Consider the following 25382-nt stretch of genomic DNA (forward strand, 5'->3'; position numbering starts at 1 on the left):
GGTGGACCGTTTAAATCGCCCCTCACCCTAACCCTCTCCCCGCTTGCGGGGAGAGGGGACGTGCCCCTATCTCCCGTCCGCCAGGTCGAAAGGCTTGAGGGGAATTGGTCGATGCGGCATATTTCCTTCTCCCCGTGAAACGGGGAGAAGGTCCCGGCAGGGGGATGAGGGGCAGATGCGTGGGGGAAAGCCGAAGATAATCAGTCGCGCACGGTCATTGCGGCAGTTCGACAATGATGCGGAGGCGAAGCTTTGGGATGAATTGCGCGGGCGGCGCTTGAACGGCTTTAAGTTCGTTCGGCAATTTCCGGTCGGACCTTACTTTGCGGATTTTGTTTGCCGTGAGAGGCGGTTGGTGATCGAGGTCGATGGTAGTCAGCATGCCGACAGTGAATACGATCGCCAGCGCGATCAGTTCATGACCACTCAAGGATGGTCGGTCGTGCGTTTCTGGAACGTAGACGTATTGAATGAGATGGGGCCAGTGCTCGAAACCGTCGTCGCTATTTTGGATGGCCGGTTGAGAGAACCTGTCGAAGCGTATGACCTCAGATTTATTCCAGCAGGAGTTGATTGCTCTTCGCCCTAACCCTATCCCCGCGCAGGCGGAGAGAGGGTACGGAGCAAGCGGATTCCCGATTGCAGGCTCAGATCAGTCCCGCCGCCTTGGCCGCGATGTCGTCCAGATCGGCGGCGGAGGAGGGGCCGACGACCATGTAGGTCGCGAGCGGGGTCACCCAGGAAACGAGGCCCGTGTCATTGCGGATCTCCTCGATCGAGCGGTTTCCCTCCAGCCGGGTCTTGGTGAAGGAAATGGCGACCACGTCGCCGTCCCCGTCGCCATCGGTGCGCCGGTAGAGAAGCTGGCCGACCGGCACGTCGCCGGCGGGGAACAGACGTGCCCCCTGAAAGGTCAAGCCGCTGTCGCTGAGATCGGGAATACGGAAGCCGACGCCGGTATTGGTCGTCAGCCATTCGAGAATATCTGCGGGCCTTTCAGCGGGTATCTCCGCAAGATGATTGGTCTGCCGTGCATAGAGCCGATAATGGGCGATGACGTCGTCAACCCAGTCGCGGCTGTTCGCAGCAGTCGCTGAAATCAGTGCAGTCTCCGATGCGACAGGGCGGGCGCCAACGAGGTACCCGATCCCGCCACCAAGGAGGAAAAGGACAAGGCAGGCGGCGGCGATCTGGGGGCCGGAGGGCTTGAACGAAAGTGTCGGATGGGGCGCGTGCGGCAGGCGGATGGCCTTGCGCGGCAGCGCCGCATTCCTGATGGCGCGGACGAGATCGAGCGGCACCGGTTCCTTCAGCATGTCTTCGAAGGCGCGCCGGCCGGTTTCGGCCCCATGCTTCAGCGCGTCGTGCAGCGCCCGGGCCTGCGGGTCGTTGACCAGCAATTCCTCGACATCCTGCCGGTCGCGTTCGTTGGCCTGCCCGTCGATATAGGCGGAGAGCTGCAGCTCAAGCGGCGATGGTTTGAAGGCTCCCATGATCAGGCTCGACGCTCGCTTGTTGCAGTGCCGACGGAGGAAAGCTTCAGACGGGCGGCGCAGAGCCGGGCCACAAACTGATCGGCCGGGATACCGAGGATCGCAGCCGCTTCGGCATAGGTAAAACCCTCCACGTCCGCCAGCAGCAGGGCGCTCGCGAGCCCTTCCGGCATGGACAGAAGCGCATTCGATGATTTGCGATTTCCGGGGGCGTTGCCGCTATCGGTCGCATCCGGATTTACCCGTTTGCGCTTGCGTGATTCGTCCGCACGGGTGCTGCGCATCATGCTGAAGAGCCAGTTCTCCAGCCGGTCTTCGCCTTTCCAGTGATGGCTCTTCTGGATCGCCCGGTCGGCGACCTCGCGCACCAGAGCGTCCGCTTCCGGCGCATTTCCCGTCAGCGTCAGCGCAAAACGGCGCAGGCGCGGCAGGAGGGCGACGAGGTCGCGCCGAATATCGGTCGATAAGCTCGCTTGGTTCATGGACGAGGACGCTCTCGCGGTTGCGTTACAATGACGGCTGCAAGCTACTAGCTATGACCGGATTGTGGCGATTCCGCAACAATCACAGCATTGATTCTACAACATTCTGGCCGCTTCGGGAATCGATGCCGTAGCCGGGAGTTCGCCGTAGAGAAGCCGGCTGTTGTCGAGTGCGACGCCATCGCCGTTCTCCGTCAGGCTGTGACGCTCGCACAGAAGGTTCCAGGCGCCCGGTTCTCCCGACAGCGTGAAGAGGTTGTAGGCCGCGCGCGGCTTGTGGCCCCCCGGGCCTTGCGAGGCGGAGGCTATACCGACGACCGGTACCTGGCCGTGATGGCTCGTCAGCCAGTAGAGCGTGTTGAGATGTGTGTGGCCATGCAGGACCAGTTCGGCCCCGCCGGTGGAGATGGCGGCAGCGAAGCGGCGGATACCGATCATGCGCTTGTGCGAGGACGTGGCGCGGTGGATCGGCGGGTGATGGATCAGCACGACGCGGAACAGCCCTTCCTCGCCGGCCTTCTTCAGAAGGTTTACCGTCTCGCGCGCCTGCCGGGGACTGTAGTATCCCGAAGCGGAGAAGGGGGGCGTGGCGTTCGAGGTGGAGCAGCCGATGATCGCGACCGGCCCACGCCGGCGGAAGGTGGGGAAGACGTGGTCGTCCTGCGGCCAATCCGCCGGCCCATCGTCGCTCCTGATGAAGGGATACCAGGCGTTGACCGACTTGTCGTGCGCGCCCGGCACATAGGCGTCGTGATTGCCAGGCACGACAGTGGTCTCGATCGGGTCGCCGATCGTCTCCAGCCATTCGCCGGCAAGCCTGATTTCGATACCGGTTGCAAGATTGACAAGGTCGCCGGTTACGACCAGATGGTCCGGTTCATGCGTCTTCAAATCGCTTAAAAGCAGGTCGAGGGTGTTGACGAAAAGATGCTTGCGCCGGTTGCGATGCCAGTTCACAAAACCCGTGATGCGCTTCGAGAAAAGCTCGCGGAGCGAAAGTCTTGGAAGCGGTCCCAAATGGATATCGGAAATATGCGCGAATTTGAACATGGCGCACACATAACGCATCGTCGGGGAAATCGTTATCGATTTCTCCGGCTGCTCTCGGAGTTATGAATGAGTGAAGTGGGCATTCCGGAGATCCGTGGATTTCGGAGCAGAGCGATGGTCTGGCTGGCGCATCGGTTCTTCATCCTGAAGCGCGGCATGACGCTCGGCGTGCGCGCCGCCTGCTTCGATGCGGAAGGCCGTATCTTCCTTGTCCGCCACACCTATGTCGCGGGGTGGTATATGCCGGGCGGCGGCATGGAACGGCACGAGACCGCGCTCGCGGCACTTCGCAAGGAATTGCGCGAAGAAGGCAATCTTGAAATCTGCGGAGAGCCCGAGCTTTTCCACGTCTACTACAATCGCAACACCAGCCGGCGCGACCATGTCCTGTTCTATCGAGTGACCGTGGAGCAGATCGCCCCACGCATGCCGGATATCGAAATCGCCGAGAGCGGCTTCTTCGCACTGGACGCATTGCCAAAGGATGCGACGGTTGCGACGCGAAGCCGAATCAAGGAGTTAAGCGGAGAATCTGAGAAATCGGATTATTGGTGAGAGGCAGGTTACTCACGCCGCTTTCATCAATTTCTCTCGCCCGTGCGGCGTATCGAGGTCGATCGCCGGACCGACGGGCACGATGCCGGTTGGATTGATGGTGCGGTGGCTGCCATAATAGTGGTTCTTGATGTGGAACAGGTTGCAGGTCTCCGCCACGCCCGGATGCTGGTAGAGGTCGCGCAGGTAGCCTGAGAGGTTCGGGTAGTCGGCGATGCGGCGGATGTTGCACTTGAAGTGGCCGACATAGACGGGGTCGAAGCGCAACAGGGTGGTGAACAGTCGCCAATCGGCCTCGGTCAGGCGATTGCCGAAGAGATAGCGACTCTCGGCAAGCCGCTTTTCCAGAATGTCGAGCGTTTCGAACAGGCGCGTGACGGCCTGTTCATAGGCGTCCTGAGCGGTGGCGAAGCCGGCCTTGTAGACGCCGTTATTGACCGTGTCGTAGACGAGGGCGTTCAGCTTGTCGATCTCGTCGCGCAGGTCTCCCGGGTAGAAGTCCGCCGTTGAGCCAGTGAGGGCGTCAAAGGCGCTGTTGAACATTCGGATGATCTCCGAACTCTCATTCGAAACGATCGTCTGCTGCTGCTTGTCCCACAGGATTGGCACCGTGACACGACCGGAATAGTTCGGATCGGCTTTCAGATAGACCTGATAGAGATAATCCGAGCCGAAGAGATCATCGCCCGTGGCGCCTTCGCGTTTCTTGAACTCCCAGCCGTTCTCCAGCATCAGGTAATCGACGACAGAAACGGAGATCAGGTCTTCCAGTTCTTTCAGCTTGCGGAAGATCAGCGTGCGGTGCGCCCACGGACAGGCATAGGATACATAGAGGTGGTAGCGTCCTGCTTCCGCCTTGAAGCCGCTCCGGCCGGAGGGACCGGCGGAACCATCGGCCGTTAGCCAGTTGCGGAACTGCGACGCGGCGCGTTTGAAATGGCCCTTGCTTCCTTTCGTATCGTACCAGACGTCCTGCCATTTTCCATCGACGAGCATGCCCATGGCGGTCTCCTTCGGTTCCTTTGTGGCAATAGATACGGAGACGGCGGAAGATTGCGAGGCATGAATTTATGAACGCTGCGTTTTTGCATTGGACGAGCGGAAAATTTCCTGATACGTGCGTTTCCGCAAATTTGGAGACTGTTTTTCCCAATGACTGAAGCACGGGCACTGCGACGACGTTGATCTTTTGACAAGGCGCCTTTGAAGGGCGTCATCGAGATTGCCTGTCCTGTCCGCTCCTTTTTCTACGGCTTCGGTCCATCCATGTCCCAGCACGAACTTCTGCATAAACACGAACTTGTCTATCTCACCGAGGACGCATCCCACGATGACGTCATCGAGCTGATCAATGCCGAGGCCTTCGGCCCGGGGCGGCATGCCCGCGCTGCTGCACGTATCCGCGAGCAGGGGCCGCATGACCGTTCACTTTCCTTCGTCTGCACCGACGACGGCGAGACGATCGCGTCGGTGCGGATGACGCCGGTCCTCGCGGGCGACGTGAAGGGCCATCTCCTGGGGCCGCTCGCGGTTCGCCCATCGCACAAGAACCGCGGCATCGGACGGGAACTGGTGCGAATTGCCATCGAAGCAGCCAAGCGCAAGGGGTCGGAAGCGGTGATCCTGGTCGGCGACCCTCCTTACTATGGCCCGCTCGGCTTCGAAAAGGTCGCGTACAACGCACTCGAATTCCCGGGACCTGTCGATCCGGGCCGCGTTCTGGTCGTTCCCATTTCAGGAGATGTGCATGCGCGTCTCAGGGGAACGATCGGCTGGCGTCCATAGGACAATTCCATTAAGCCTCTACCGGTGCGTCGGCTGTGACAGACGGCGAGATTCGGCAGAACGCATTCCGTGTCCTGAAACTGCTGCGTGTTTCGGGACATGCCGGGCTAGGGGGCAAATGCATGACGGCTATCACGATGGATGAGGCGCTAGACCGTGCGGGTGCGGGGACCTACCAGCGACGGCTGATGGCAATCTTCGGCCTTGTCTGGACCGCGGATGCGATGCAGGTCCTGGCGGTCGGTTTCACCGCGGCATCGATCGCAGCGACCTTCGGTCTCACCGTGCCGCAGGCGCTGCAGACCGGTACGGTCTTTTTCCTTGGCATGCTGCTTGGTGCCATGGGCTTCGGCAGGCTTGCCGACCGGATCGGCCGTCGCCGGGTGCTGATCGCCACTGTTGCCTGCGACGCCTTGTTCGGCACGCTTTCCGTCTTCGCGCCCGATTTCACCATCCTGCTCGTGCTTCGCTTCCTGACCGGGGCGGCCGTCGGCGGCACGCTGCCGGTCGATTACGCAATGATGGCGGAATTTTTGCCCGCCAGGAACCGCGGCCGCTGGCTGGTTCTGCTGGAAGGCTTCTGGGCGATCGGAACGCTGATCGTAGCACTCGCCGCCTGGGCGGCCAGCCTTGCCGGTGTTGCGGATGCCTGGCGCTATATCTTCGCGGTGACGGCCATTCCTGCGCTCGCCGGTGTCGGCCTTCGTTTCCTCGTGCCGGAATCTCCGCTCTACTTGGTGCGCTCCGGCCGCAGCGACGAAGCCAAGGCGATCGTCGATCGGATGCTCATCGTCAATGGTCATTCGCGGCTTGCTTCTGGCACCAGTCTCGTTCCGCCGCCTCCTGTCGCGGCGACCGGTATCTTTTCCCCGGAACTGCGCCAGCGCAGCATCATGATCCTGGCGATCTGGTTCCTCGTTTCGGTTTCCTATTACGGCGTCTTCACCTGGATGCCGGCCAGGCTCGCCAGCGAAGGGTTCGGCTTTGTGCGCGGCTATGGATTCCTCGTGCTGGTCGCGTTGGCGCAACTGCCGGGATACGCACTCGCCGCCCACGGTGTCGAAAAATGGGGGCGCAAGCCGACGCTGATCGGTTTCTGCCTGCTTTCAGCGCTCGGTTGCCTGCTTTTCGTCATGGCACCCTTCGCCCTCCTGATCGGGATCGCGCTGCTGCTGATGAGTTTCGCGCTGCTCGGCACCTGGGGTGCGCTCTACGCCTATACGCCGGAACTCTATCCGACGACCTCGCGAGCGACCGGCATGGGAGCGGCGGGCGCCATGGCGCGGCTTGGCGGCCTGCTTGCCCCGTCGCTGGTGGGTTATGTCGTCGCACAGGGGCTTGGGCTGACGATCGGCATATTTGCCGGCCTCCTGGTGATCGCCGCCGTAGCAGCCCAGCTGATCGATACGGAAACGCGTCAAGCATCGCTCGCCTGACGCCTTTCCGGATCCGATCAGAACCGCTTTTCCAGCCACGTCACCGTATGGCCTCCCGTGAGGCCATTCAGACTGCCGATCTCGCTGTAGCCCTGCTTCCGATATAATTTCAGAGCCCGTGGGTTCATGGTGTCGATATAGACGCCGACGCAGCCGCGCGAACGGGCCTCGGTTTCCGCCATCTCCAACATCCGACCGGCAAGGCCTCGGCCGCGCAACTCCTCGGGGATATAAAGCATCGAAATGTAGAGCCAGCCGCGACCGGTATAGCCCGTCAACCCTCCGACGAGATTGCCATCCGGATTGTAAAGCGGCACGGCGAGTTCCCGTCGCCCGCTTCCTCCGAAGGTGGCGACATTATACTCCTTGAGCCGGTCGAGGATGATCTCCTCGTCCTCCGGCGTGACACCTTCGATGAGTTTCAGTTCGATATCCATGGGCAACGCCTGCTCGTCCTAGGCGCGAATGGATAACTTAAAGCTCCTTCTTTAGGAAGATGCGCGTGCGACCCTTTGGAAAATCGGGCAACTCACCGAAAATCTCGTAACCTTGGCGCATATAGGCCTTACGGGCGACCGGGCTGAACGTGTCGATCCAGGCGCCGTGACAACCGCGGGCACGGGCCTCCCGTTCGGCTTCCGTCAAGAGCTTGCCGGCCATGCCGCCACCGCGCAACGCGTCGGGAATGAAGAGCCACTGGGTGAAGAGCCAGCCCCAGGCGGTATAGCCAGAAAGGCCGCCGATCACCTTGCCCTCGATATCGCGGATCAGAACAGCGAGCGGCTTGCGCTCGGACGGGCCGACGTCAGCATCGTTGAAGGCGGCAAGTCCTTCACCGATCGCAGCCAAATCCTCGGCGCAAGGCGAGGCGGTCACTTCGAACTGAGACATCCGTCTATCGACCCTCGCGCCACCACATGGCCGAAACCGCAAGGAGCAGGGCGGCAAGGCCGGCGAACCCGGCAAACAGCGGCAGCGTGTTGATCCCCCGCAGCACGGTCTCGTCCGTCAGGCGGATCACCAGACGGTCGGGGTCATTGACGCGCACCTCGCCGCGGACGGGCAGGATGTCCGGCAACGACACACCGGATCCCGACGCGACACGGGTGACGAGGCCATGGGTCTTGTCGGCATAGGGTTTCAGAGTCTCCTCGGTCGAAATCATCGCCTTGAATTCCGGGGCGTCGACCGCACCGACATGGACAAGGGTCGAAAACTGGCCGTTGGTCACCTCGAAAAGGCCGGTTTCCTCCATGCGGCGCTCCAGCCGGTACTCACCCGGACCGGCGGCCGTCATCGGCACGGTTTCGGTACGGCCTGACGGATATCTGATCGTCGCAGGTCCTGGGTCGTCTCTGATCGTCTGGCGCGTTGCTTCCAACGTGCGACCGACGGCACGGGCGGTCAGTGCCTCTTCCTCCAGCTCCGGCTCCTTCATCAGCCAGTGGGCGATGCGGCGGTAGAGCGAGACGTGCGGACCGCCGCCTTCGAAGCCGCGCGCCCACAGCCAGCCCTGGTCGGAGAGCAGCATGGCGACACGGCCTTCGCCCTGGCGGTTCAGGACGAGAAGCGGACGGTTGCCGTCGCCTTCCATCACTGTCTGGCCCTGCGGCGTGTCGACATCGATGGTGCGGAACCAGCGACCCCAGGAGGGCGGGGTCTGGTTCGAACCGTCGAGCCCTCGGGTGACCGGATGCTTCTGTCCCGCTTCCGATAAATGCGGATAGAAGCCGGCATTGTGGACCTCACCGGTGGGGGCGGCAGGCAGGACCTGTTCGAGTGGCGTCGAGGCGATCGAATCCTCGCCGGCATGCTCGGGGCCGGCGGCAATCAGCAGCGCACCGCCGTTCTGCACATACTGCGCGATGTAATCGTAATAGAGGATCGGCAACACGCCGCGATGCTTGTAACGGTCGAAGATGATCAGGTCGAAATCCTTGATCTTTTCGACGAAGAGCTCGCGGGTCGGGAAGGCGATCAGCGACAGTTCGTTGATCGGCGTACCGTCCTGCTTTTCCGGCGGACGCAGGATGGTGAAGTGGACGAGGTCAACCGAAGCGTCGGATTTCAGGAGGTTGCGCCAGGCGCGCTCGCCCGCATGCGGTTCGCCGGAGACAAGCAGGACGCGGAGATTCTGGCGGATGCCGTCGATGACGTGGACGGCACGGTTGTTGGCGGTCGTCACTTCGCCGGGAAGCTCGGCGACCGAGAATTCCATGACGTTGTTGCCGCCGCGCGGGACAGTGAAGGGGAAAGGCGTTTCCGCACCGGGCGTTGCCTGCAGCGTGGCGATCTGCTGGCCGTTCATCCGTACCGTCACCTGCGCGGTGCCACCATTGGAGCGGCCGTCATCGAAGACGCGGAGCGTGAGTTCCTGTTCCTCGCCGACAATGCCGAAACGCGGCGCCCGCACCACTTCGACGCGGCGGTCGAACTCGTCCGGCTGGCCGGTGATCAGGCCGTGGACAGGGGCGTTGAAGCCGAGATCCTGATTGATGCCGGGAAGATCGTGGATCTGGCCATCGGTGAGGAAAACCGTGCCGCCGATGCGAGCCGGGGGGACATCGGAAATCGCGGAGCGCAGAGCGGTGAAGAGCTTTGTCGACGGCGTGTCGGAATCGCCGTCATCGGCGACTTCGACGACACGGGTCTCGATGCGCGGGTAGCGGGAGAAGCGGTCCTGCAGGCTAGCAAGCGCTTCATCGGTTTGCTCTTTGCGCCCAGCGGTATCCTGGCTTTGTGAGCGGTCAACGATGATCGGCACGACGGTCGAGAGCTGCTCCCGGTCTTCCTGCATCAGCGTCGGATTGGCAAGCGCCAGAAGCAGGGCGGCGAGCGCCAGCGTGCGCAGCGTCGCGCCGCGCACGCCGCGCCAGAAGGCAAGCGCGGCGAGGATGACGGCAAGTACGCCGAGACCGGCAAGGATCGGCCAGGGGAAGAAGGGGGCGAATTCGATGGTCATCGTCACCTCTCCTTATTGGCCGAGCCGTTCGAGGAGCGCCGGCACGTGCACCTGGTCGGCTTTGTAGTTGCCGGTCAGCATATACATCATGATGTTGACGCCGGCGCGGTAAGCGTATTCGCGCTGCATCTCGTCCGGCGGTACGGTCGGCATGACGGGTGCCCCTTGTGTGTCGATCGCCCAGGCACCGGCGAAATCATTGCCGGTGATGAGGAGGGGCGTCACGCCATCACCGCTGGAGGAAAGCTGCGCGCCGGTGTTCCTGGCCTCCTGCCGCGCCTCGACCCAGAGCGGGCTGCCGGTATAGCGGCCGGGGAAATTGGTGAGCAGGTAGAAGGAACGCGTCAGCACGTGGTCATTCGGCGTCGGCTCCAGCGGCGGGATATCGATATTGGCAAGGATTGCCTGAAGTCGCTCGCCGTTGGGTGTCGTGCCTCCGCCATCGAGCGCCGAATACTGGTCACGTGTATCGAAAAGCACCGTGCCGCCGTTGCGCATATAGGCGTCGATGCGGGAGATCGTGGCTTGAGACGGCATCGGCGCATTGGCGGAAATCGGCCAGTAGATGATCGGATAGAAGGAAAGCTCGTCTTTGGAGATGTCGAGGCCGACCGGTGCGCCGGGCTCCAGCGTCGTGCGATAGGTGAGGAACTGGCTCAGGCCCTCCATGCCCTGTTCGGAGAGACGGTCGACATCCGCCTCGCCGGTGACGACGTAGGCGAGATGGGTGGTGTCGAGCCGTTCGAGGATCTGTTCGTCGCCAGGCTTGGCGCCCGAACCGGGCGGCATTTCCTGCGCCAGGGTCTGGCCGGGCGCAAAGGCGAAAAGGCCGAAGGCGAGGGCAGCGATCGCAGCGGCGGCAGCCCCGCGGCTCGGTCGTGGGCCGCGCGGAACGCGGGAGAAGACACCGTTCATGAAGAGCACGACGAGACTATCCAGTACCAGCAGTGCAAAGGCGGCGGCAAAGAGTGCCGGACGAAGTGACACGGCCTCTCCGCCGGCCAGACCCTCGCGGACGACCGGCCTGCCGGCGGCAGCCGTATCGAAGGGGGCAATCACGGTTTTCGGCGCAAGCAGGTTGACGGCAGTGAATCCGTCCTCCGTGCCATAGAGGCCCGGTGGATGATCGAAGCTTGCGACCGGTGTCTCGCCGGCTGCGATCGGGATCGGCCGTGCCGTGCCGGTTTCCGTCGTCAGGATGCCGTCGGCGGTCAGCAGCCGGTAGGGCGGCAGCGTCACGGCCGCGCCATCGGTGCCGGTTCCTGAAGACGCCGCACCTCCGGCGCGGGCAAGCTGGACGAGGCGGCGCAGCATCTCAACGAAATTACCGGAGAGCGGCAGGTTCGACCAGGTCGCCTCCGCGCTCGTGTGGAAGAGCACGATGCGGCCGGCCTCAACCTCCTTCTCCGTAATTAGCGGCGTGCCGTCCGCGAGGCTTGCCCAGGTGCGTTCGGCAAGGTCCGGGGTCGGTTCGGCCAGAACCTGGCGGGTCACGGTAATATCGGCGGCACGCGGCATGCCGGCAAAGGGGCCGAAGCTCGGGAAGTCTGCAAGCGACTGGGGTTCGGACCACGACATGGCTCCGCCAAGCGCTCGTTCGCCCTGGCGAAGGATGACCGGTACCAGCGGGTCGTCGGCGGGAGCGGCGGCGAGGCGCGGGCCGGCGAAACGGATCAGCGTGCCGCCACGGGAAATCCATTGCTGCAGTGGTGCATAGGTTTCGGCCGGCAAGCGGCCGATATCGGCCATGATGATGGCGGAGGGATTGCCCTCGAGGATTTGCGGAATGGAGACGGACAGGTCGGCCGTGTTCGGCTGAATGATGTCCGCATAAGGCTGCAGCGCGCGGCTGATGTAATAGAGCGGCTGAAGAAGCGGCTGGAAATCGCTGCCGCTTTCGCCAGCCAGCAGCGCAATCCGGCGGCGCTTGAAACCGTCATCGAGCAGGTGTGCCGAGCCGGCCGTGGCAAGGCCCTCGATGTTCAGCCGCGCGAAATCGTTGCGCAATTCAAAGGGAGAGGCGATCTCGGCGGTGGCGGTCGCCGCACCGGCGGCAAATTCGAGCACGCCGGAGGCAAGCGCGCGGCCCTGCGTGTCGAGCGCATTGACGGTCAACAACTGTTGCGCCGCGGTCGAAAGGCGTGTCGCGGTGACAGACATGGCGCCGGCATTGTTGACTGCATCGGTCAGCGCGACGGCGCTGTGGCCGTCGCCCTCGATCAGGCGCATACCGGTAGGAGAGAGGGCGGCAAGTGCCGACAGGGCCTCGTTGTCCCCTGCGGCTGCCATGCCGTCGGAAAGGATGACAAGCGTACCGGGGCGGGTGCCGTTCATGGCCTCGCTGACGGCTTCAGCGGCGCGGGCGCGATCCGGCACCAGCGGTTTGGGGCTTGCGGCGGCAAGCTTGTCACGGGCTGCCGCAGCCGTGCCGGGCACAGGTTCGTGGCTCGCATCGGCGGTAAAGGCGATCGAAACGGGTACATCGGCGCTTTCCGCATCGTCGATCAGGAGGTCGGCGGTCTCGACGCGGCGCTCCCAATCGGCAGCGGTCGCCCAGCCGTTGTCGATGACGAGCACCAGCGGCCCGCCGGCATTCAACGAGTTGGCACGCGGATTCATGACCGGGTCGGCGATCGCCAGGATGACCGCGGCCGCGAGCAGCATCCTGAGAAGCGTCAGCCACCAGGGGCTCTTTGAGGGCGTCTCCTCGCGTTTCAGCACGCTTGCCAGGATCCTCAGCGGCGGAAAAACCTCCGTCTTCGGGCGGGGCGGGGTCAGCCGCAGCAGCCACCAGATAATCGGCAGTGCGATCAGGCCGAAGAGAATGGCCGGGTTTGCAAAGGCGAGTGCGCTCATCATGGCATGCCTCCGCCAGATTGCAGCCCGCCTGGCTTCTGGGCCGGCATGCCGGAGAGATAGCCATGCACGGCAGCCAGCGCCTCGGATGCGAGATGGTCGGTCCGGTGGAAGACGAAGCTCCAGCCGAGGCGGCGCAGTGCTTCACCCAGAGCCTCGCGACGGGCGAGATAGGCGCGCTGATAATCCTCTCGGATCATCTCTGCGCGGCCGGAAACGAGTTTCTCACCGGTCTCCGGATCGGTGAATTCCGTGCGGCCGGCATAAGGGAAGGTTTCCTCGGCCGGATCGGCGATCTCGACGACATGGCCGCGCAGGCCGCGGCGGCCAAGCGGCGCGATGCGTTCCATGACCTTGTCGGCGTCATCGAGGAAATCGCCGATCAGGACGATATCGCTCTGGCCCCGGATCATGCTTGTTTCCGGCAGTCCGGTTGTCAGCGGTGCGTGCATGATGGCGGCGGCCAGCCGCTCGGCGGCATTTCGTGCAGAAACAGGTTCCATGATGCCAGGACACCCGATACGCTCGCCGGAGCGGGCGAGGATTTCGGCAAGCGCCAGCATCAGCACCAATGCGCGGCTTTCCTTGGAGACGTGCGCGAACGTCGATTTATACATCATCGACGGCGACATGTCGGCCCAGAGCCACACGGTATGGGCAGCCTCCCATTCGCGGTCCCGGACATAGGTATGGTCGTCGCGAGCAGAACGGCGCCAGTCGATGCGCGACAGGCTCTCGCCCTCAGCATAGGGCCGGAACTGCCAGAAATTCTCGCCCATGCCGCGCTTGCGGCGGCCATGCCAGCCGGCGATCACCGTGTTGGCTATACGCTTTGCCTCCACCATGCAGTCCGGGACCAGTGCGGCACGCGCCTGGGCGCGGGAGAGAACTTCGCTACTCGGTGTCTGCTCTACGATCTGGCCGATGGATGCCACGCATTGTCCTTTCTGAGCCGCCGGACGTTACCCACGGGCCTGCTTTACCAGGCCGGCGATGACGTCGCGCACCGACATTCCTTCGGCACGCGCCGCAAAGGTCAGCGCCATGCGGTGTTCGAGCACCGGTTCGGCAAGCGCGTAGATATCGTCGAGCGAGGGGGCCAGGCGGCCTTCATAAAGCGCGCGGGCGCGGGCCGTCAGCATCAGCGACTGGCCGGCACGCGGGCCAGGACCCCAGGCTACGTTCTTGTCCGTCGTCGCATTGCCGTGGCCGGGGCGAGCGGAGCGTACCAGCGAGAGGATGGCGTCGACCACCTTGTCGCTTACGGGCATCTGGCGGACGAGCATCTGGATTTCCTGAAGGCGGGCCGCATCGATAATGCCGCGCGGCTTGGCTTCCGAAAGGCCGGTGGTTTCAAGCAGAATCTGCCGCTCGGCGGCGAGTTCCGGATAGAGAACGTCGACCTGCAGCAGGAAGCGGTCAAGCTGGGCTTCCGGCAAGGGATAGGTGCCTTCCTGCTCCAGCGGGTTCTGGGTCGCGAGCACGTGGAAGGGGGCCGGCAGGTCGTAGCGCTGGCCGGCGACCGTGATGTGATATTCCTGCATGGACTGCAGCAGCGCCGACTGCGTGCGCGGCGAGGCGCGGTTGATCTCGTCGGCCATCAGGAGTTGGGCGAAGACCGGGCCCTTGACGAAGCGGAAGGAGCGGCGGCCGGTATCGTCGGTATCCATGACTTCCGAGCCAAGAATGTCGGAAGGCATCAGGTCCGGCGTGAACTGGATACGGTTGGAGCCGAGGCCGAGGACCGCGCCGAGCGTCGCCACAAGCTTGGTCTTGGCGAGGCCGGGTACGCCGACGAGCAGCGCATGGCCGCCGGAGAGCACGGCGAGCAGCGTGTTTTCGACCACTTTTTCCTGGCCGAAAATCACTTTTGCGACTTCGGCACGGATAGCGGCGATATCGGAGAGGGCATTTTCGGCAGCGGCGATGACGGCTTTCTCATCGAGAACGGTTTCGGTGGAATTCATCATGCCCATATCGCTCTCCATCAAATCAGGACTGGCAGGCCTTTCAAGACCGGGTTTCATCTCCCGGGGGCGAATCGCTGCGCCGCAGCACACACCCCATCCGATCAAACTTATTCCCCGAAATATGGCTGACAAGCACGTTTCGAATGACTATCTCGTGAGGGACGATTGCTTCCTTGAATGATTACGGTCGAACCGGGACTGAAAGATGGCGGCGCAGACGATAAATTCGGCATCCGATGCTGCGGGGCTTGCAGCCCTGATTTCGCGTGCTTCCGAGCAGGCCGGTGCGGAAAAGCGCGGCCTGCCGCCGGTGGAGAAATGGAATCCGCCCTTTTGCGGCGATATAGACATGGAAATCCGCGCCGACGGCACATGGTTCTACATGGGGACACCGATCGGGCGAGCCCCGCTCGTCAGGCTCTTTTCGACCGTTCTACGCAAGGATGAGGATGGCAAGACCTACCTCGTAACACCTGTGGAAAAAGTCGGCATCGAGGTCGTAGACGCACCCTTCCTGGCCGTCGAGATGCAGGCCACGCAGCGTGAGGGAGACCGGATCCTCACGTTCCGAACAAATGTCGGTGACGTGGTGGAGGCTGGCGCGGAGCATCCGCTGCGCTTTGCGATCGCCGGCGAGAACCGCGAACTCAAACCGTATCTCCTGGTGCGCGGCCGGCTGGAGGCACTCGTCTCGCGGCCGGTAATGTACGATCTCGTGGAGCTTGGCGAGACGATTGTGGTAGACGGCGTGCCGATGTTTTCCGTCCGCTCGGGAGGAAAGGTTTTTCCTGTCATGCCCGAGTCTGAATTGGACGCGTTATCACGATGAAGGAATACCCTCTTTATTCTGCCGGTGAGTTCCGTCGCCGGGCGCTGAACCAGAATGGCGGCCCGATCGACCATGCCTGGCGGGACCATGGCGACCATCTGCTCAATCCAACACTGGTCGATCTTGCGGCAGAGCTGAAGCTGAAGGATGCAGCCGTGCTGGTGCCGGTCGTCGACGATGGCGATGAGGCTCACGTGATCCTCACGCAGCGGACATCGAACCTCAGGAAACATTCCGGCCAGATTGCCTTTCCCGGCGGAGCCATCGATCCGGAGGACATTTCTCCGGAACAGGCAGCTTTGCGTGAGGCGGAGGAGGAGATCGGCCTCGATCGGTCCTTCGTCGAACCGCTGTCGAGGCTCCCTACCTATTATGCGGCGACCGGCTTTCGTATCACGCCGGTGCTCTCGGTGGTGAGGCGCGGCTTCGAGCTGAAGCCCAATCCGGCCGAGGTGGACGACGTTTTCGAAGTGCCGCTTTCCTTCCTGATGAACGAGGCGAACCATCAGCGTGGCAGCCGCGAATGGAACGGTACGGAACGGCATTTCTATCTCATGCCCTATGAGGAGCGGAACATCTGGGGTATTACCGCCGGCATTCTGCGCACGCTATATGAAAGGCTGTATGCATGACCCTGGGCATGACCTCCGTCGCGGGCGAGGCCTGGTTCCACGATCAGGCTCTGCAGCGCGTTCTCGCGATGCTTAACGCCGATGGCGAGGCCCGCGTTGCAGGCGGCGCGGTGCGCAACGCGTTGATGGGCCTGCCGGTCGCCGATATCGACATCGCGACCACGCTTCTGCCGGAAAACGTTGTAGAGCGCGCAAAAAAAGCCGGTATCAAAACGGTGCCGACCGGCATCGAGCACGGCACGGTGACGCTGGTGATCGACCACCACGCCTTCGAGGTGACGACGCTGCGCCGGGACGTGGAGACCGATGGCCGGCATGCCAAGGTCGCCTTCGGCACCGGCTGGCAGGAGGACGCCGAGCGCCGGGACCTGACGATCAATGCACTTTACGCGACCGCGGACGGTACGGTGATTGACCTCGTCGGTGGCCTGCCGGACATCGAGACGCGGACGATAAGGTTCATCGGTGATGCGGGTCAGCGGATCGCGGAGGATTACCTTCGCATTCTGCGCTTCTTCCGATTTTTCGCCCATTACGGTTCCGGCCGGCCGGATGCGGATGGCTTACGTGCCTGCGCGCGTGCCAAGGACAAGCTCTCGACGCTGTCGGCCGAACGCATCTGGTCGGAGACGAAGAAACTGCTTTCGGCCGCCGATCCTTCCCGGGCGCTTCTGTGGATGCGGCAGGTCGGCGTACTCACCGAAATCCTTCCCGAGACGGAGAAATGGGGCATCGACAATATTCACGGTCTCGTTTCGGTCGAGCAGGCGCTCGGCTGGGCGCCTGACCCGATGCTCAGGCTTGCGGCGATCGTGCCGCCCGATGCCGAGCGGCTGGAGGCCATGGCAAAGCGGCTCAGGATGTCGAATGCGGAGGGCGCGCGCTTGACGAACTGGGCCAGCACGCCCATGCCGCCGGACGAGATAGCCGATGTGGCGTTCGACCGGCTGCTTTACCGCCATGGCGCGGAAGGCGTGATCATGCGGCTGAAGCTGGGTCTTTCGGTCGAGCGGGCAGGGGCGAAGAGCGGCGACCCGGCGGCAATGCGCCGATCGGCGCGGCTTTCGACCCTCCTGAAACGGGCCGAGAAATACGAAAAGCCAGCCTTTCCCTTGAGCGGTTCCGATATCGTCGCGACCGGAGTACCGCCGGGCAAACGGGTCGGGGAATTCCTGAAGAACCTGGAAGATTTCTGGGTGGAACGCAATTTCACACCCGACCGGGCGGCGCTTGCCGCCCGGCTCGACGAAATGATCCGCAATTCACTTTAAGCAGTGCTTCGGATCGTCAGGCCGCGGCGGCGCCGCCTTCATCGCGAATGCGCGCCTTGATGTTCTCGACCATGTTTTCGCGGATAATCTCCTCGCCATGAGCCATGCGCATGTGCTCCACAGCGCGGCGGACCACTTCGGCGTCCTCGTCGGCGCGGGTATGCCACTGGCAACCGGGCACAAGCGTGCCGCATTCGAACAGTCGCATCGTATTTTCTCCTGCTGTCGTTGGGCCTGGAGACGGCAGGAATTCCTCTTTTCCTCCCGCCTCTGTCTCCATAACTCCCCAAGGGGACCGACCGTTCCCTCCTTCTATTCGGAGAGCGCCCAGGCGTGAAAGACGGAGGGCTGTTCCGGTGGCTTCGTCTGAGCCGGCTCGTCATTGGCGGCCGAAGCTTTGGCGGGCTTGCCCGAAAGCTGGCGTTTCACCTGCTCGATACAGAAGGATTGAGGCAGTTCACCACCGCTTTTCACTCGCATTTCGGTGGCGAGCCGGTCGATCATTTCAGGGGTATCGAGGGGACGGGACATATCCTTGGCGATGGACACGTCTGGAATTGGCATGCTGTTCGGCGTGGTCATGGCGATCCTCCTCCGTGCAACCGGAAAGAAGGTAACACTGCCGAACCAATTCGGATATCGCATTTATCAATTGTGAGATGTTGGGACGGCTTGAATATCCGAAAGTTGATCCCCTGTGATCTCCCGATCCGGGATGTCTACGGCCACCTCACAACCGGAGGCAGCGAAGAGAGGATAGACTCCACGTTGCCGCCGGTCTTCAATCCGAAGATTGTGCCGCGGTCATAAAGAAGGTTGAATTCCACATAGCGGCCGCGGCGAATGAGTTGTTCGTCACGGTCCTCTTCGGTCCAGGGCTGGTTGAAATTGGAGCGCACGATCCTTGGATAGACGAGATTGAAGGCCCGGCCGACATCCTGCACGAAAGCGAAATCCGCGTTCCAACCGCCTTTTTCCTCTTCCGAATGAAGCCAGTCGAAGAAGATGCCGCCGATGCCGCGCGGTTCGTTGCGGTGCTTCAGGAAGAAATAGTCGTCGCACCACGCCTTGTAGCGGCCGTAATCGGCGACATCCGCATGGCGGCTGCAGGTGATTTCCATCACCCGATGGAAGAGAGTGCTGTCCGGATCCGTCTGAGTGCGGCGACGGTCGAGCACCGGCGTCAGGTCCGCGCCGCCGCCGAACCACTGGCTGGACGTCACCACCATGCGGGTATTCATATGCACGGCAGGAACATTGGGATTGACCGGATGGGCGATCAGCGAGATGCCGGAAGCCCAGAAACTCGGGTCCTCTTCCGCGCCGGGGATCTGGGTGCGGAAGTCGGGCGAGAATTCGCCATGGACGGTGGATGTATGGACGCCGACCTTTTCGAAGACGCGGCCTTCCATCATCGACATCCGGCCGCCGCCACCAGCACCGCCTTCGCGCAGCCAGTCCTTTTTCGTGAAGCGGCCGGGCTCCATGTCCGAAAGGGGACCGGCTAGTTCATCCTCCAGCGTTTCAAAGGATGCGCAGATCGTGTCGCGCAGGCTCTCGAACCAAGCTTTGGCTGTCGCCTTCTTCTCCTCGATGTCTTCAGGCAACCCCTTGGGAAGTACCGGCCGTTCCATGTCGTCGATTCCTTTCGCCATCCCCTTGGCGATTCGCGCTTTTCCTTCGTCAGGCATTAGCAGTTATGGCTTTCGCAAACCATTCCATTGCTTATCGCGGATGGAAAATCAGACTCGCAAAGCATGTTCTTAAACACTATCCTAACTCTCTGGATAGGTGCGGATCAGAGGCTTTTATGGCGAAATTCACACCCCCGCCGCTCGACGGGCTGAAACGCAGGATCGAACGACACCGGAAGGAGAAGGCCGGCGAGCGTTCGGGGATGTTCGTGCGGGAAACCTTCCTGCTGTCGCGGGAGGAAGCGCGCCAAAAGGCACGTGAGTGGTTCGATGCATTTCCGAAAGCTGCCTATTGGACCGAGGTGGAAAGCTGGCGCCAGGTCGATGGCGACCGCATTGAATTCACCATGCGGCGTCTGCCGAGCGCGGATTGATATCACCACCTGGAAATCGGGCACCAGCGCGTGCCGATTGCTCGTGATATTTCCCTGACAGATATGACTAAACCAGTTCTCAGCTCGGCTTGGAACGGGTCCGCCGGTTCTGCTGCGATGTCCGGTGCGGCGTTGAAACCGGACGCCGCGCTGTTGAATTCATGGCCGGAGTTGCCGGCGGGGGCTCTTCCGGCGTTTCTTGGGCACCGGGCGGCTGGACCGCGCCGGCCCGTTCTTCGATCGACACCGCTTGTTCCGGCTGAGCGGGGTCTGCGGTTTTCTTCCTGTCCGCCGCCGCCATTCGAGCCAAAATCTCTCGAAGGACAGCCGTGACCGGCAGATGGTTCGGCAGATCCGTATTGGTGTGATGCCAGGCTTGCGGGATCACTTCGTCATTCGAGATGAAAGCACGGGAATTGATCTCGCCGAACCAGTCCCATTCGCCCATCACGTCGATAACGTCGGAAAACAGCGGCGGCATGGCGATCCGGGCGCTGAAGGTGACGATCCTTGCCTGGCGCGCGAGCTTTTCCGCCGCCGGCCGATCGGTTTTCTGAAGATCGTACAGCGCTTCGGAAAGCACCAGGTTGCCCTTCGAATGGCCGGTCAGCAGGCGGAAGGAGAGACGGGGATCGCCCAGCATGGCTCTGACCGTTTGCGTGTCGAGACTACTGCCGGTCAGTCGCTCACCGCTGAGATACGGCGCGGCCCCGAATTTAGGCCTTCCTGAGAATTCGTCCAGTATTTCAAATGAATGGCGGATGTTGTTCAAGTAACCAAACAGGAAATGGCCGCCGAGCGCTTCCGTCACCACATCGGCTAAACCGTAGCCTGACACGACGACGGCTGCAGACCGGCCCGCGGCATCTGCAATATTGCGGGCAAAGGCAGCCGAACCGAGGGCGGAACTGCCGACGCCCGCGACGGCGAGGATGTCGATTTCCAGCCCGCCGTCGAGGATGAATTCGTCGAGCGTGTCATAGAGTTTCAGGGGCGCGCCGCCCGACGGCGGGACGATCAGGATCGCCCCCTCGGCCGCAAGCGAGTCGCTGATGTAGAAAGCTTCCTCCGGCGTCACGGTCTTGACGTCATAGAAGAGGGAGTCGAGCGTCGTGTTTCGCTGCCGCAGCGTCTCCAGCGACAAATTGCGAAGCGGCGTCTTCTGCAGACGCTCGGGAAAGCTTAAAGTTCGCGCAAACTGCGTCAGGTTGTGGGTGAATGCGGTAGGGAACATGGTGGCCTCGCCCGGTTGCCGTTCGTTCGTGATATGCATTCAAAGTAGAGCTTCTCATAAACATGCTGCAGTGCCAACCGCAATTTCAGGCTGCGACAAAAGGTTCTCGAGCTCCATTTACGGCTCGAGCAGGACCGGACCTGCCCCTTTCTCGCCGAGCTCATCATGGGGATTCCTGAGCGGGCAGTCCTGCATCGACAGGCAGCCGCAGCCGATGCAGCCGGTCAGTTGGTCGCGCAGCGCGGTGAGGCTGGCGATCCGGGCGTCGAGCTGCTGCTTCCAGGTTTCCGAAAGGCGCTGCCAGTCCTTCGCGGTCAGCGGCCGGTCGTGTGGCAGGACGGACAAGGCCGCGGCAATATCGGCAAGCGGAATACCCGTTCTCTGCGCCACCTTGATGACGGCGACCCGGCGCAGCACCACGCGGGGATAACGCCGCTGGTTGCCGCGGTTGCGCCAGCTTTTGATTAGCCCCTTGGTCTCGTAGAAATGCAAGGTCGAGACTGCCACGCCACTGCGTTCGGCGACTTCACCGACCGTCAGCTCAAGGGGAATGCGTCCGTCCGGATTTTTCTTCATCACCGCTATTGACCTCAATATTACTTGAGGTTTTATAGCAGATGCTCCCTCGAACCGAAACCCGGGAGCATTGTCTGATGAAGACAAAATTCACCCTGGCACTGATCTATGGCAGCGCCCGCGAAGGCCGTTTCTGCGATATGGTCGTCGACTGGATTCTCGCCCGTCTGCCGGACATGGTTGCCGCCGATATCGTCCTTGTCGATCCGGCCGATCTGATTGCGGAATCCCGTATCGTGAGGGCGGAAGCAGAAAGCCGGATCGCGCGCGATCTTGCCCGTGCCGATGCCTTCCTCATCGTGACGCCGGAATACAACCACGGTTATACAGCCGCGCTGAAGGAGCTGATCGACAGCTTCTATCGGCCGTGGTGGGGAAAGCCGGTCGCCTTCGTCTCTTACGGCGGCATTTCCGGCGGGCTGCGAGCGATCGAGCAGTTGCGGCAGGTCTTTGCCGAGCTCGGTGCCGCTACCATCCGCGAGACCCTCAGTTTCCCGCATGCCGTCGAGCGTTTTGACGAAAACGGCGACGTCCGCGATCCCGAGCGGACGATCCGTCAGCTTGAACGCCTGGCAAAGCAGCTTTCCTGGTGGGCGGTGACACTCAAGGCCGGCCGGGAAACGGTGGTTCTGGAGGAGGTCGCGTGATGCCCGCCCGTAAGAATGCGTCCTTGGCAGTGCGGCCTGCGTCAGAATTCGGCCGTAACGCGACCCTGCTTTCGGTCAGCACGCTGACGATCATGTCGGGCGCGACGATCTCCGCCTCGTTGCCGGGCATTGCCGCACGCTTTTCCGACATGCCGAATGTCGAACTGCTCAGCCGGCTGGTGCTGACCCTGCCGGCACTGTTCATCGCCGTCTTCTCGCCGATCGCAGGTCTTGTTATCGACCGTCACGGCCGCAAGCCGATGTTGGTCGCTGGCCTTGTGTTCTTTGCGCTTGCCGGCTGCTCCGGGCTTGTCGCCGACAGCCTGACAGGCCTGCTGATCGGCCGGGCAATCCTCGGCATCGCGGTCGGAGGGATCATGACGACGGGCACGGCGCTGGTCGGTGATTACTTCGCGGGCCCCGCCCGAGACCGCTACATGGGCCTGCAGCAGGCCTTTGTCGGCATCGGCGGCACGATCTTCCTGACCGGGGGCGGATTTCTCGCCGAGCTTCATTGGCGGGCGCCATTCCTGATCTATGCGCTGGCCTTCCTGCTCCTGCCGGCAGCACTCCTCTTCATCCGTGAACCAGTGCGCACGGTCGCGGGACAGGCGGCGATGCCGCGGGATGGGCTCGGACCGCGTCGGGTCATGCTGCTTGCGATCCTGCTTGCCGGGGCGATCTTCAACATGCTCTGCTTTTACATGATCCCGACACAGCTTCCCTTCTATCTGAAATCGATGGGGCTCGAAGCTCCCAGTCTTGCCGGCATGGCGATCGGCCTCGGGCAACTGGTCGGCATCGTCGCTTCGCTGGTCTTTGCCCGGTTCCGGCAGGCTTTCGGCGTGATGGGCGTTTTCGCGCTCGCTTTCGGATCGATGGGGTCCGCCTTCGTCCTGCTGTCCTTTGCGGAAGGTTATAACGGCATCCTGTTCGCGATGGCGGTCTCGGGGATCGGCATGGGCACGATCATGCCGAATTTTGCCGGCGCCGCGATGATGATCGCGCCGCCGCACCTGAGAGGCCGGATATCGGGCCTGCTCGTCGCAAGCATTTTCAGCGGCCAATTCCTGTCGCCGATCCTTTCCCAGCCGGCCATCGGCTTGAACGGCTTTGCAGCCACCTATGCTTTGGCGGGCGTCGCGATGCTGGTTGCTGCTTTCGCTTCCTTGGCGGCGAGGCTTACGCCGCGGATCCCACTGAGAGCCGAAGGAGGCCGCTCATGACTTCTAAAACCTCAATTGTGTGGCTCGGCGTAGCGCAGCCGGCTTTCGATCAGCACGCCGCTGTCATCGAGGATCGGGTGGGCGACCGAGACGATATGGGCGTTGATGCGCTTCAGGTCGCGCAGCATGTCGAGATGCAAGGAACTGGTCTGGAGACTTTCCATCTTCCCGTCCCGCAGACGCTCCAGATGCCGCTCGGAGGAGCGCTTCTCCAGCCGGCGGACGTCCACCTTGATCTCCATGAGCTGGCGGGCGAGATTGAAGTCGCCCGTCACGATGATGGTCTGGGCGGTGCGCAGGTTGTCGATCGTCAGGTTGAACAGGCTCTCCAGCTCCTGGTACCCGTCGTCGGAAAATTTCAGGCCGCTCGTGACCTTCTTGCTCACCTGCTCGCACACTCCCTTCTCGATGATGTCGCCGATATGTTCGAGATTGATGGCATAGTCGATAATGGCGATGGACCGGCGCGCACTCTCATCGTCGAGGCCCTGGCGACCGAGCTTCGAGAGGTAGATCTTCACCTCCTGCTGGAGGCGATCGACGCGCTTCTCCAGGACAGCAATCTCGGCAAGCGGGGCAAGGTCGTTGTGCTTGAAGGCGTTTTCCGCCCGGATCAGCATGCGTTCGATCACGTCGCCGACGCCGAGCACTTCGCGCGTGGCATTGGCGAGCGCCATGACGGGATTTTCGAGTGCCTGCGGATCGAGGAAGCGTGGGCCGTCTTCGACCTCCGGATCGGCCGGGACGAGACGTGTGGTCATGTCCGACAGCAGGCCTGAGAAAGGCCAAGCGATCAGCGCCAGCAGGATATTGAAGGCGAGGTGGGCGTCGACCGGCAGTTTTTGCGGCGAAAGCGGCAAGGATTGCAGGATGTCGGCGCCAAAGCCGGCAAGCGGCAGAGCGATCGCACAGCCGATGGCCCGAATGATCAGGTTCCCGAGCGTGATGCGCCTTGCTGCTGCGGGACCGGAAAGCGTGGCAATGACCGGCGGGACGGCGCCGCCGAGATTGGCGCCGAGAACCAGTACGATGACGAGACCGGTCGAGAGGATTGCCGTCGAGGCGAGCGACAGGATCAACACGATCGTTGCGAGGCTGGACGAGGAGACAAAGGCAAGAGCTGCGGAGACGATGAGTGCGACGGGCCAGGCATTGTCGAGGAGGCCGATGAAAGCGGCAAGCGCCGGCGACTGGCGCATGGGCTCGGTCGCAAGCCCAAGCAGATGCAGCGACAGCAGCATGAGGCCGACACCGATGAGCGCCGTACCGGCGCCCTGCCGCGTGCCGGAGTTGCCGCGACGGAGGACGAGGCCGATGAGGATGATCAGCGGCGACAGCCATTCAATGCCTGTCGCGACCAGCCAGGCGGTAATTGCTGTTCCGATATTGGCACCGAGCAGCACGATTTGCGCCATGCGCGGGCGGATCAGGTCGCGCTCGGCGAAAGAAGCGACGGTGAGTGCGGTGGCAGTGGAACTTTGCAGGGCAATCGTGGCCGCAAGACCCGAGACGAAGGAGCGCAAACCGCTGCGGGTGCCGGTGGCGAGACTGCTCCTCAGCCGGGCGCCGAAAGCCCGCGTCACGCCATCCTTCACCTGTGCAAGACCGAAGAGCAGCAAGGCGACTGCACCCAGGAGATTGATGATGACGATGGTGGACTCCACGCGAATGCTCCTCATTCAAAGGCGAACGGGTGGCGATTTTCAATTGCCGGCTAATGAATATAAGTCGCTTGCACGCCCGTGCACAGGGCCGCTCGCGACAGTTTCTTACCGGAAATCGGCCGTTTTAGTTCCAGCACGTTTGCTTGAGCGCCTCACCGGCAATCATTGCCGCGGACATGGCGACGTTGATGGAGCGCTGTCCTGCCATCATCGGGATCAGGATCCGGGCATCGGCCGTTTCGTGTACGTGGTCCGGCACGCCGGCGCTTTCGCGGCCGAAGAGCAGGATGTCGTCCGGGCGGAATTCGAAGCGCGTATAGGGCAGGGCGGCTTTCCTGGAAGCAAGCACAAGACGGCGGCCGTCTTCGCGGCGCCATTCATCGAAGCGCTGCCAGTTGACGTGGCGGGTGAGGGCGACGCTTGCCAGATAGTCCATGCCGGAGCGCTTCAGGTTGCGGTCGGAAATATCGAAGCCGGCTGGCTCGATGATATCGACGCTGAGGCCCAAGCAGGCGGCAAGCCTGAGGATCGTACCCGTATTGCCGGGGATGTCGGGCTGGTAGAGGGCGATCCGAAGCCTGGGAGGTATAGCGTTGGAAGTGTCGTTCATGGCCGGTCTTTACGGGAAAGACGAGGGCTGCCTCAA

27 protein-coding genes are annotated in these 25382 nt (G+C 62.5%); 10 read left to right on the top strand and 17 right to left on the bottom strand.

The genetic code is table 11. The features are described from left to right. The first annotated feature begins 175 nt into the window (after window positions 1–175). The gene (locus tag ABK249_RS09280; RefSeq protein ID WP_348862677.1) at window positions 176–589 is read left to right on the top strand and encodes an endonuclease domain-containing protein; all 414 of its coding nucleotides are present in this window, start codon (window positions 176–178) and stop codon (window positions 587–589) included. A 58-nt stretch (window positions 590–647) separates the two neighbouring features. Here ABK249_RS09280 and ABK249_RS09285 read toward each other — a convergent pair whose 3' ends face one another. The 3 genes from ABK249_RS09285 to ABK249_RS09295 form a co-directional block, all read right to left on the bottom strand. Next, the gene (locus tag ABK249_RS09285; RefSeq protein WP_348862678.1) at window positions 648–1493 is read right to left on the bottom strand and encodes an anti-sigma factor family protein; all 846 of its coding nucleotides are present in this window, start codon (window positions 1491–1493) and stop codon (window positions 648–650) included. A gap of 2 nt (window positions 1494–1495) precedes the next feature. After that, window positions 1496–1975, bottom strand: coding sequence for a sigma factor-like helix-turn-helix DNA-binding protein (locus ABK249_RS09290; protein ID WP_348862679.1), 480 nt, complete (start codon window positions 1973–1975; stop codon window positions 1496–1498). Between the two features lie 96 nt (window positions 1976–2071). Further along, a complete protein-coding gene (locus ABK249_RS09295) occupies window positions 2072–3025 on the bottom strand; it encodes a metallophosphoesterase family protein (protein ID WP_037148683.1) in 954 nt (317 codons plus the stop codon). Between the two features lie 66 nt (window positions 3026–3091). Here ABK249_RS09295 and ABK249_RS09300 point away from each other — a divergent pair, with 66 nt between their 5' ends. Next, window positions 3092–3580 (top strand): NUDIX domain-containing protein, encoded by a 489-nt coding sequence (locus ABK249_RS09300; protein ID WP_037148075.1) that lies wholly within the window; start codon window positions 3092–3094, stop codon window positions 3578–3580. A gap of 12 nt (window positions 3581–3592) precedes the next feature. On the opposite strand, the gene ABK249_RS09305 is transcribed toward ABK249_RS09300, so the two are convergent. Then, window positions 3593–4582 carry a glutathione S-transferase family protein gene (locus ABK249_RS09305; RefSeq protein ID WP_348862681.1) on the bottom strand — a complete coding sequence of 330 codons (990 nt, stop codon included), beginning with the start codon at window positions 4580–4582 and terminating at the stop codon, window positions 3593–3595. Between the two features lie 264 nt (window positions 4583–4846). Here ABK249_RS09305 and ABK249_RS09310 point away from each other — a divergent pair, with 264 nt between their 5' ends. Further along, window positions 4847–5365 carry a GNAT family N-acetyltransferase gene (locus ABK249_RS09310; RefSeq protein ID WP_200883927.1) on the top strand — a complete coding sequence of 173 codons (519 nt, stop codon included), beginning with the start codon at window positions 4847–4849 and terminating at the stop codon, window positions 5363–5365. 122 nt (window positions 5366–5487) lie between these two features. Further along, window positions 5488–6801, top strand: coding sequence for an MFS transporter (locus ABK249_RS09315; protein ID WP_037148071.1), 1314 nt, complete (start codon window positions 5488–5490; stop codon window positions 6799–6801). 17 nt (window positions 6802–6818) lie between these two features. On the opposite strand, the gene ABK249_RS09320 is transcribed toward ABK249_RS09315, so the two are convergent. The 6 genes from ABK249_RS09320 to ABK249_RS09345 are packed head-to-tail and all read right to left on the bottom strand — an operon-like array spanning window position 6819 to window position 14595. Then, a complete protein-coding gene (locus ABK249_RS09320) occupies window positions 6819–7238 on the bottom strand; it encodes a GNAT family N-acetyltransferase (protein WP_348862683.1) in 420 nt (139 codons plus the stop codon). A 37-nt stretch (window positions 7239–7275) separates the two neighbouring features. Then, window positions 7276–7692, bottom strand: coding sequence for a GNAT family N-acetyltransferase (locus tag ABK249_RS09325; RefSeq protein WP_037148069.1), 417 nt, complete (start codon window positions 7690–7692; stop codon window positions 7276–7278). 4 nt (window positions 7693–7696) lie between these two features. Further along, window positions 7697–9763: a hypothetical protein gene (locus ABK249_RS09330; protein WP_348862684.1), complete on the bottom strand. Its 2067-nt coding sequence runs from the start codon at window positions 9761–9763 to the stop codon at window positions 7697–7699. Window positions 9764–9775: 12 nt separating this feature from the next. After that, the gene (locus tag ABK249_RS09335; protein ID WP_348862768.1) at window positions 9776–12619 is read right to left on the bottom strand and encodes a DUF4159 domain-containing protein; all 2844 of its coding nucleotides are present in this window, start codon (window positions 12617–12619) and stop codon (window positions 9776–9778) included. After that, window positions 12619–13554 carry a DUF58 domain-containing protein gene (locus ABK249_RS09340; RefSeq protein ID WP_037148065.1) on the bottom strand — a complete coding sequence of 312 codons (936 nt, stop codon included), beginning with the start codon at window positions 13552–13554 and terminating at the stop codon, window positions 12619–12621. The genes ABK249_RS09335 and ABK249_RS09340 overlap by 1 nt, the downstream gene beginning before the upstream one ends. A gap of 27 nt (window positions 13555–13581) precedes the next feature. Then, complete coding sequence (locus ABK249_RS09345; protein ID WP_037148063.1) at window positions 13582–14595, bottom strand: AAA family ATPase; 1014 nt, start codon at window positions 14593–14595, stop codon at window positions 13582–13584. A gap of 199 nt (window positions 14596–14794) precedes the next feature. Between ABK249_RS09345 and ABK249_RS09350 the strand changes: the two genes are divergently transcribed. The 3 genes from ABK249_RS09350 to ABK249_RS09360 are packed head-to-tail and all read left to right on the top strand — an operon-like array spanning window position 14795 to window position 17321. Continuing rightward, window positions 14795–15418 carry a DUF1285 domain-containing protein gene (locus tag ABK249_RS09350; RefSeq protein WP_348862685.1) on the top strand — a complete coding sequence of 208 codons (624 nt, stop codon included), beginning with the start codon at window positions 14795–14797 and terminating at the stop codon, window positions 15416–15418. Next, complete coding sequence (locus ABK249_RS09355) at window positions 15415–16050, top strand: CoA pyrophosphatase (protein ID WP_037148058.1); 636 nt, start codon at window positions 15415–15417, stop codon at window positions 16048–16050. The genes ABK249_RS09350 and ABK249_RS09355 overlap by 4 nt, the downstream gene beginning before the upstream one ends. 8 nt (window positions 16051–16058) lie before the next feature. After that, complete coding sequence (locus ABK249_RS09360) at window positions 16059–17321, top strand: CCA tRNA nucleotidyltransferase (protein WP_348862770.1); 1263 nt, start codon at window positions 16059–16061, stop codon at window positions 17319–17321. Window positions 17322–17337: 16 nt separating this feature from the next. On the opposite strand, the gene ABK249_RS09365 is transcribed toward ABK249_RS09360, so the two are convergent. The 3 genes from ABK249_RS09365 to hemF all read right to left on the bottom strand — a co-directional run bounded on the left by ABK249_RS09365 (window position 17338) and on the right by hemF (window position 18955). After that, window positions 17338–17529, bottom strand: a complete 192-nt coding sequence (locus ABK249_RS09365) for a DUF1059 domain-containing protein (protein ID WP_227703264.1) — start codon at window positions 17527–17529, stop codon at window positions 17338–17340. A 104-nt stretch (window positions 17530–17633) separates the two neighbouring features. Beyond that, complete coding sequence (locus tag ABK249_RS09370) at window positions 17634–17903, bottom strand: hypothetical protein (protein ID WP_348862686.1); 270 nt, start codon at window positions 17901–17903, stop codon at window positions 17634–17636. 137 nt (window positions 17904–18040) lie between these two features. Beyond that, window positions 18041–18955 carry an oxygen-dependent coproporphyrinogen oxidase gene (gene hemF / locus ABK249_RS09375; protein ID WP_348862687.1) on the bottom strand — a complete coding sequence of 305 codons (915 nt, stop codon included), beginning with the start codon at window positions 18953–18955 and terminating at the stop codon, window positions 18041–18043. A 176-nt stretch (window positions 18956–19131) separates the two neighbouring features. On the opposite strand from hemF, the gene ABK249_RS09380 reads away from it, so the two are divergent. After that, window positions 19132–19389: a hypothetical protein gene (locus ABK249_RS09380; RefSeq protein WP_037148052.1), complete on the top strand. Its 258-nt coding sequence runs from the start codon at window positions 19132–19134 to the stop codon at window positions 19387–19389. A gap of 79 nt (window positions 19390–19468) precedes the next feature. Here the strand turns inward: ABK249_RS09380 and ABK249_RS09385 are convergent, their stop codons facing one another. Both ABK249_RS09385 and soxR read right to left on the bottom strand, forming a co-directional pair. Next, on the bottom strand, window positions 19469–20623 hold the full coding sequence (locus tag ABK249_RS09385) for a hypothetical protein (RefSeq protein WP_348862688.1): 1155 nt from the start codon (window positions 20621–20623) through the stop codon (window positions 19469–19471). 117 nt (window positions 20624–20740) lie between these two features. Beyond that, a complete protein-coding gene (soxR, locus tag ABK249_RS09390) occupies window positions 20741–21199 on the bottom strand; it encodes a redox-sensitive transcriptional activator SoxR (protein ID WP_348862771.1) in 459 nt (152 codons plus the stop codon). Window positions 21200–21276: 77 nt separating this feature from the next. Between soxR and ABK249_RS09395 the strand changes: the two genes are divergently transcribed. Then, the gene (locus tag ABK249_RS09395) at window positions 21277–21846 is read left to right on the top strand and encodes an NADPH-dependent FMN reductase (protein WP_348862689.1); all 570 of its coding nucleotides are present in this window, start codon (window positions 21277–21279) and stop codon (window positions 21844–21846) included. Next, on the top strand, window positions 21846–23072 hold the full coding sequence (locus tag ABK249_RS09400; protein ID WP_348862691.1) for an MFS transporter: 1227 nt from the start codon (window positions 21846–21848) through the stop codon (window positions 23070–23072). The genes ABK249_RS09395 and ABK249_RS09400 overlap by 1 nt, the downstream gene beginning before the upstream one ends. 11 nt (window positions 23073–23083) lie before the next feature. Here the strand turns inward: ABK249_RS09400 and ABK249_RS09405 are convergent, their stop codons facing one another. Then, window positions 23084–24736 (bottom strand): Na/Pi cotransporter family protein, encoded by a 1653-nt coding sequence (locus tag ABK249_RS09405; RefSeq protein WP_348862692.1) that lies wholly within the window; start codon window positions 24734–24736, stop codon window positions 23084–23086. Window positions 24737–24860: 124 nt separating this feature from the next. After that, window positions 24861–25346 (bottom strand): tRNA (cytidine(34)-2'-O)-methyltransferase, encoded by a 486-nt coding sequence (locus tag ABK249_RS09410; protein ID WP_348862693.1) that lies wholly within the window; start codon window positions 25344–25346, stop codon window positions 24861–24863. Between the last annotated feature and the right edge of the window lie 36 nt (window positions 25347–25382).

This window comes from Neorhizobium phenanthreniclasticum (genome assembly GCF_040066075.1).
Taxonomy (GTDB): Bacteria; Pseudomonadota; Alphaproteobacteria; order Rhizobiales; family Rhizobiaceae; genus Neorhizobium; species Neorhizobium petrolearium.

What these genes read in the sequence shown, in the direction of transcription:
- ABK249_RS09280 (WP_348862677.1), top strand. Translation starts at nt 176, where the DNA reads ATGCGTGGGGGAAAGCCGAAGATAATCAGTCGCGCACGGTCATTGCGG.
- ABK249_RS09285 (WP_348862678.1), bottom strand. Translation starts at nt 1,493, where the DNA reads ATGGGAGCCTTCAAACCATCGCCGCTTGAGCTGCAGCTCTCCGCCTAT.
- ABK249_RS09290 (WP_348862679.1), bottom strand. Translation starts at nt 1,975, where the DNA reads ATGAACCAAGCGAGCTTATCGACCGATATTCGGCGCGACCTCGTCGCC.
- ABK249_RS09295 (WP_037148683.1), bottom strand. Translation starts at nt 3,025, where the DNA reads ATGTTCAAATTCGCGCATATTTCCGATATCCATTTGGGACCGCTTCCA.
- ABK249_RS09300 (WP_037148075.1), top strand. Translation starts at nt 3,092, where the DNA reads ATGAGTGAAGTGGGCATTCCGGAGATCCGTGGATTTCGGAGCAGAGCG.
- ABK249_RS09305 (WP_348862681.1), bottom strand. Translation starts at nt 4,582, where the DNA reads ATGGGCATGCTCGTCGATGGAAAATGGCAGGACGTCTGGTACGATACG.
- ABK249_RS09310 (WP_200883927.1), top strand. Translation starts at nt 4,847, where the DNA reads ATGTCCCAGCACGAACTTCTGCATAAACACGAACTTGTCTATCTCACC.
- ABK249_RS09315 (WP_037148071.1), top strand. Translation starts at nt 5,488, where the DNA reads ATGACGGCTATCACGATGGATGAGGCGCTAGACCGTGCGGGTGCGGGG.
- ABK249_RS09320 (WP_348862683.1), bottom strand. Translation starts at nt 7,238, where the DNA reads ATGGATATCGAACTGAAACTCATCGAAGGTGTCACGCCGGAGGACGAG.
- ABK249_RS09325 (WP_037148069.1), bottom strand. Translation starts at nt 7,692, where the DNA reads ATGTCTCAGTTCGAAGTGACCGCCTCGCCTTGCGCCGAGGATTTGGCT.
- ABK249_RS09330 (WP_348862684.1), bottom strand. Translation starts at nt 9,763, where the DNA reads ATGACCATCGAATTCGCCCCCTTCTTCCCCTGGCCGATCCTTGCCGGT.
- ABK249_RS09335 (WP_348862768.1), bottom strand. Translation starts at nt 12,619, where the DNA reads ATGAGCGCACTCGCCTTTGCAAACCCGGCCATTCTCTTCGGCCTGATC.
- ABK249_RS09345 (WP_037148063.1), bottom strand. Translation starts at nt 14,595, where the DNA reads ATGGGCATGATGAATTCCACCGAAACCGTTCTCGATGAGAAAGCCGTC.
- ABK249_RS09350 (WP_348862685.1), top strand. Translation starts at nt 14,795, where the DNA reads ATGGCGGCGCAGACGATAAATTCGGCATCCGATGCTGCGGGGCTTGCA.
- ABK249_RS09355 (WP_037148058.1), top strand. Translation starts at nt 15,415, where the DNA reads ATGAAGGAATACCCTCTTTATTCTGCCGGTGAGTTCCGTCGCCGGGCG.
- ABK249_RS09360 (WP_348862770.1), top strand. Translation starts at nt 16,059, where the DNA reads ATGACCTCCGTCGCGGGCGAGGCCTGGTTCCACGATCAGGCTCTGCAG.
- ABK249_RS09365 (WP_227703264.1), bottom strand. Translation starts at nt 17,529, where the DNA reads ATGCGACTGTTCGAATGCGGCACGCTTGTGCCCGGTTGCCAGTGGCAT.
- ABK249_RS09370 (WP_348862686.1), bottom strand. Translation starts at nt 17,903, where the DNA reads ATGACCACGCCGAACAGCATGCCAATTCCAGACGTGTCCATCGCCAAG.
- hemF (WP_348862687.1), bottom strand. Translation starts at nt 18,955, where the DNA reads ATGGAACGGCCGGTACTTCCCAAGGGGTTGCCTGAAGACATCGAGGAG.
- ABK249_RS09380 (WP_037148052.1), top strand. Translation starts at nt 19,132, where the DNA reads ATGGCGAAATTCACACCCCCGCCGCTCGACGGGCTGAAACGCAGGATC.
- ABK249_RS09385 (WP_348862688.1), bottom strand. Translation starts at nt 20,623, where the DNA reads ATGTTCCCTACCGCATTCACCCACAACCTGACGCAGTTTGCGCGAACT.
- soxR (WP_348862771.1), bottom strand. Translation starts at nt 21,199, where the DNA reads ATGAAGAAAAATCCGGACGGACGCATTCCCCTTGAGCTGACGGTCGGT.
- ABK249_RS09395 (WP_348862689.1), top strand. Translation starts at nt 21,277, where the DNA reads ATGAAGACAAAATTCACCCTGGCACTGATCTATGGCAGCGCCCGCGAA.
- ABK249_RS09400 (WP_348862691.1), top strand. Translation starts at nt 21,846, where the DNA reads ATGCCCGCCCGTAAGAATGCGTCCTTGGCAGTGCGGCCTGCGTCAGAA.
- ABK249_RS09410 (WP_348862693.1), bottom strand. Translation starts at nt 25,346, where the DNA reads ATGAACGACACTTCCAACGCTATACCTCCCAGGCTTCGGATCGCCCTC.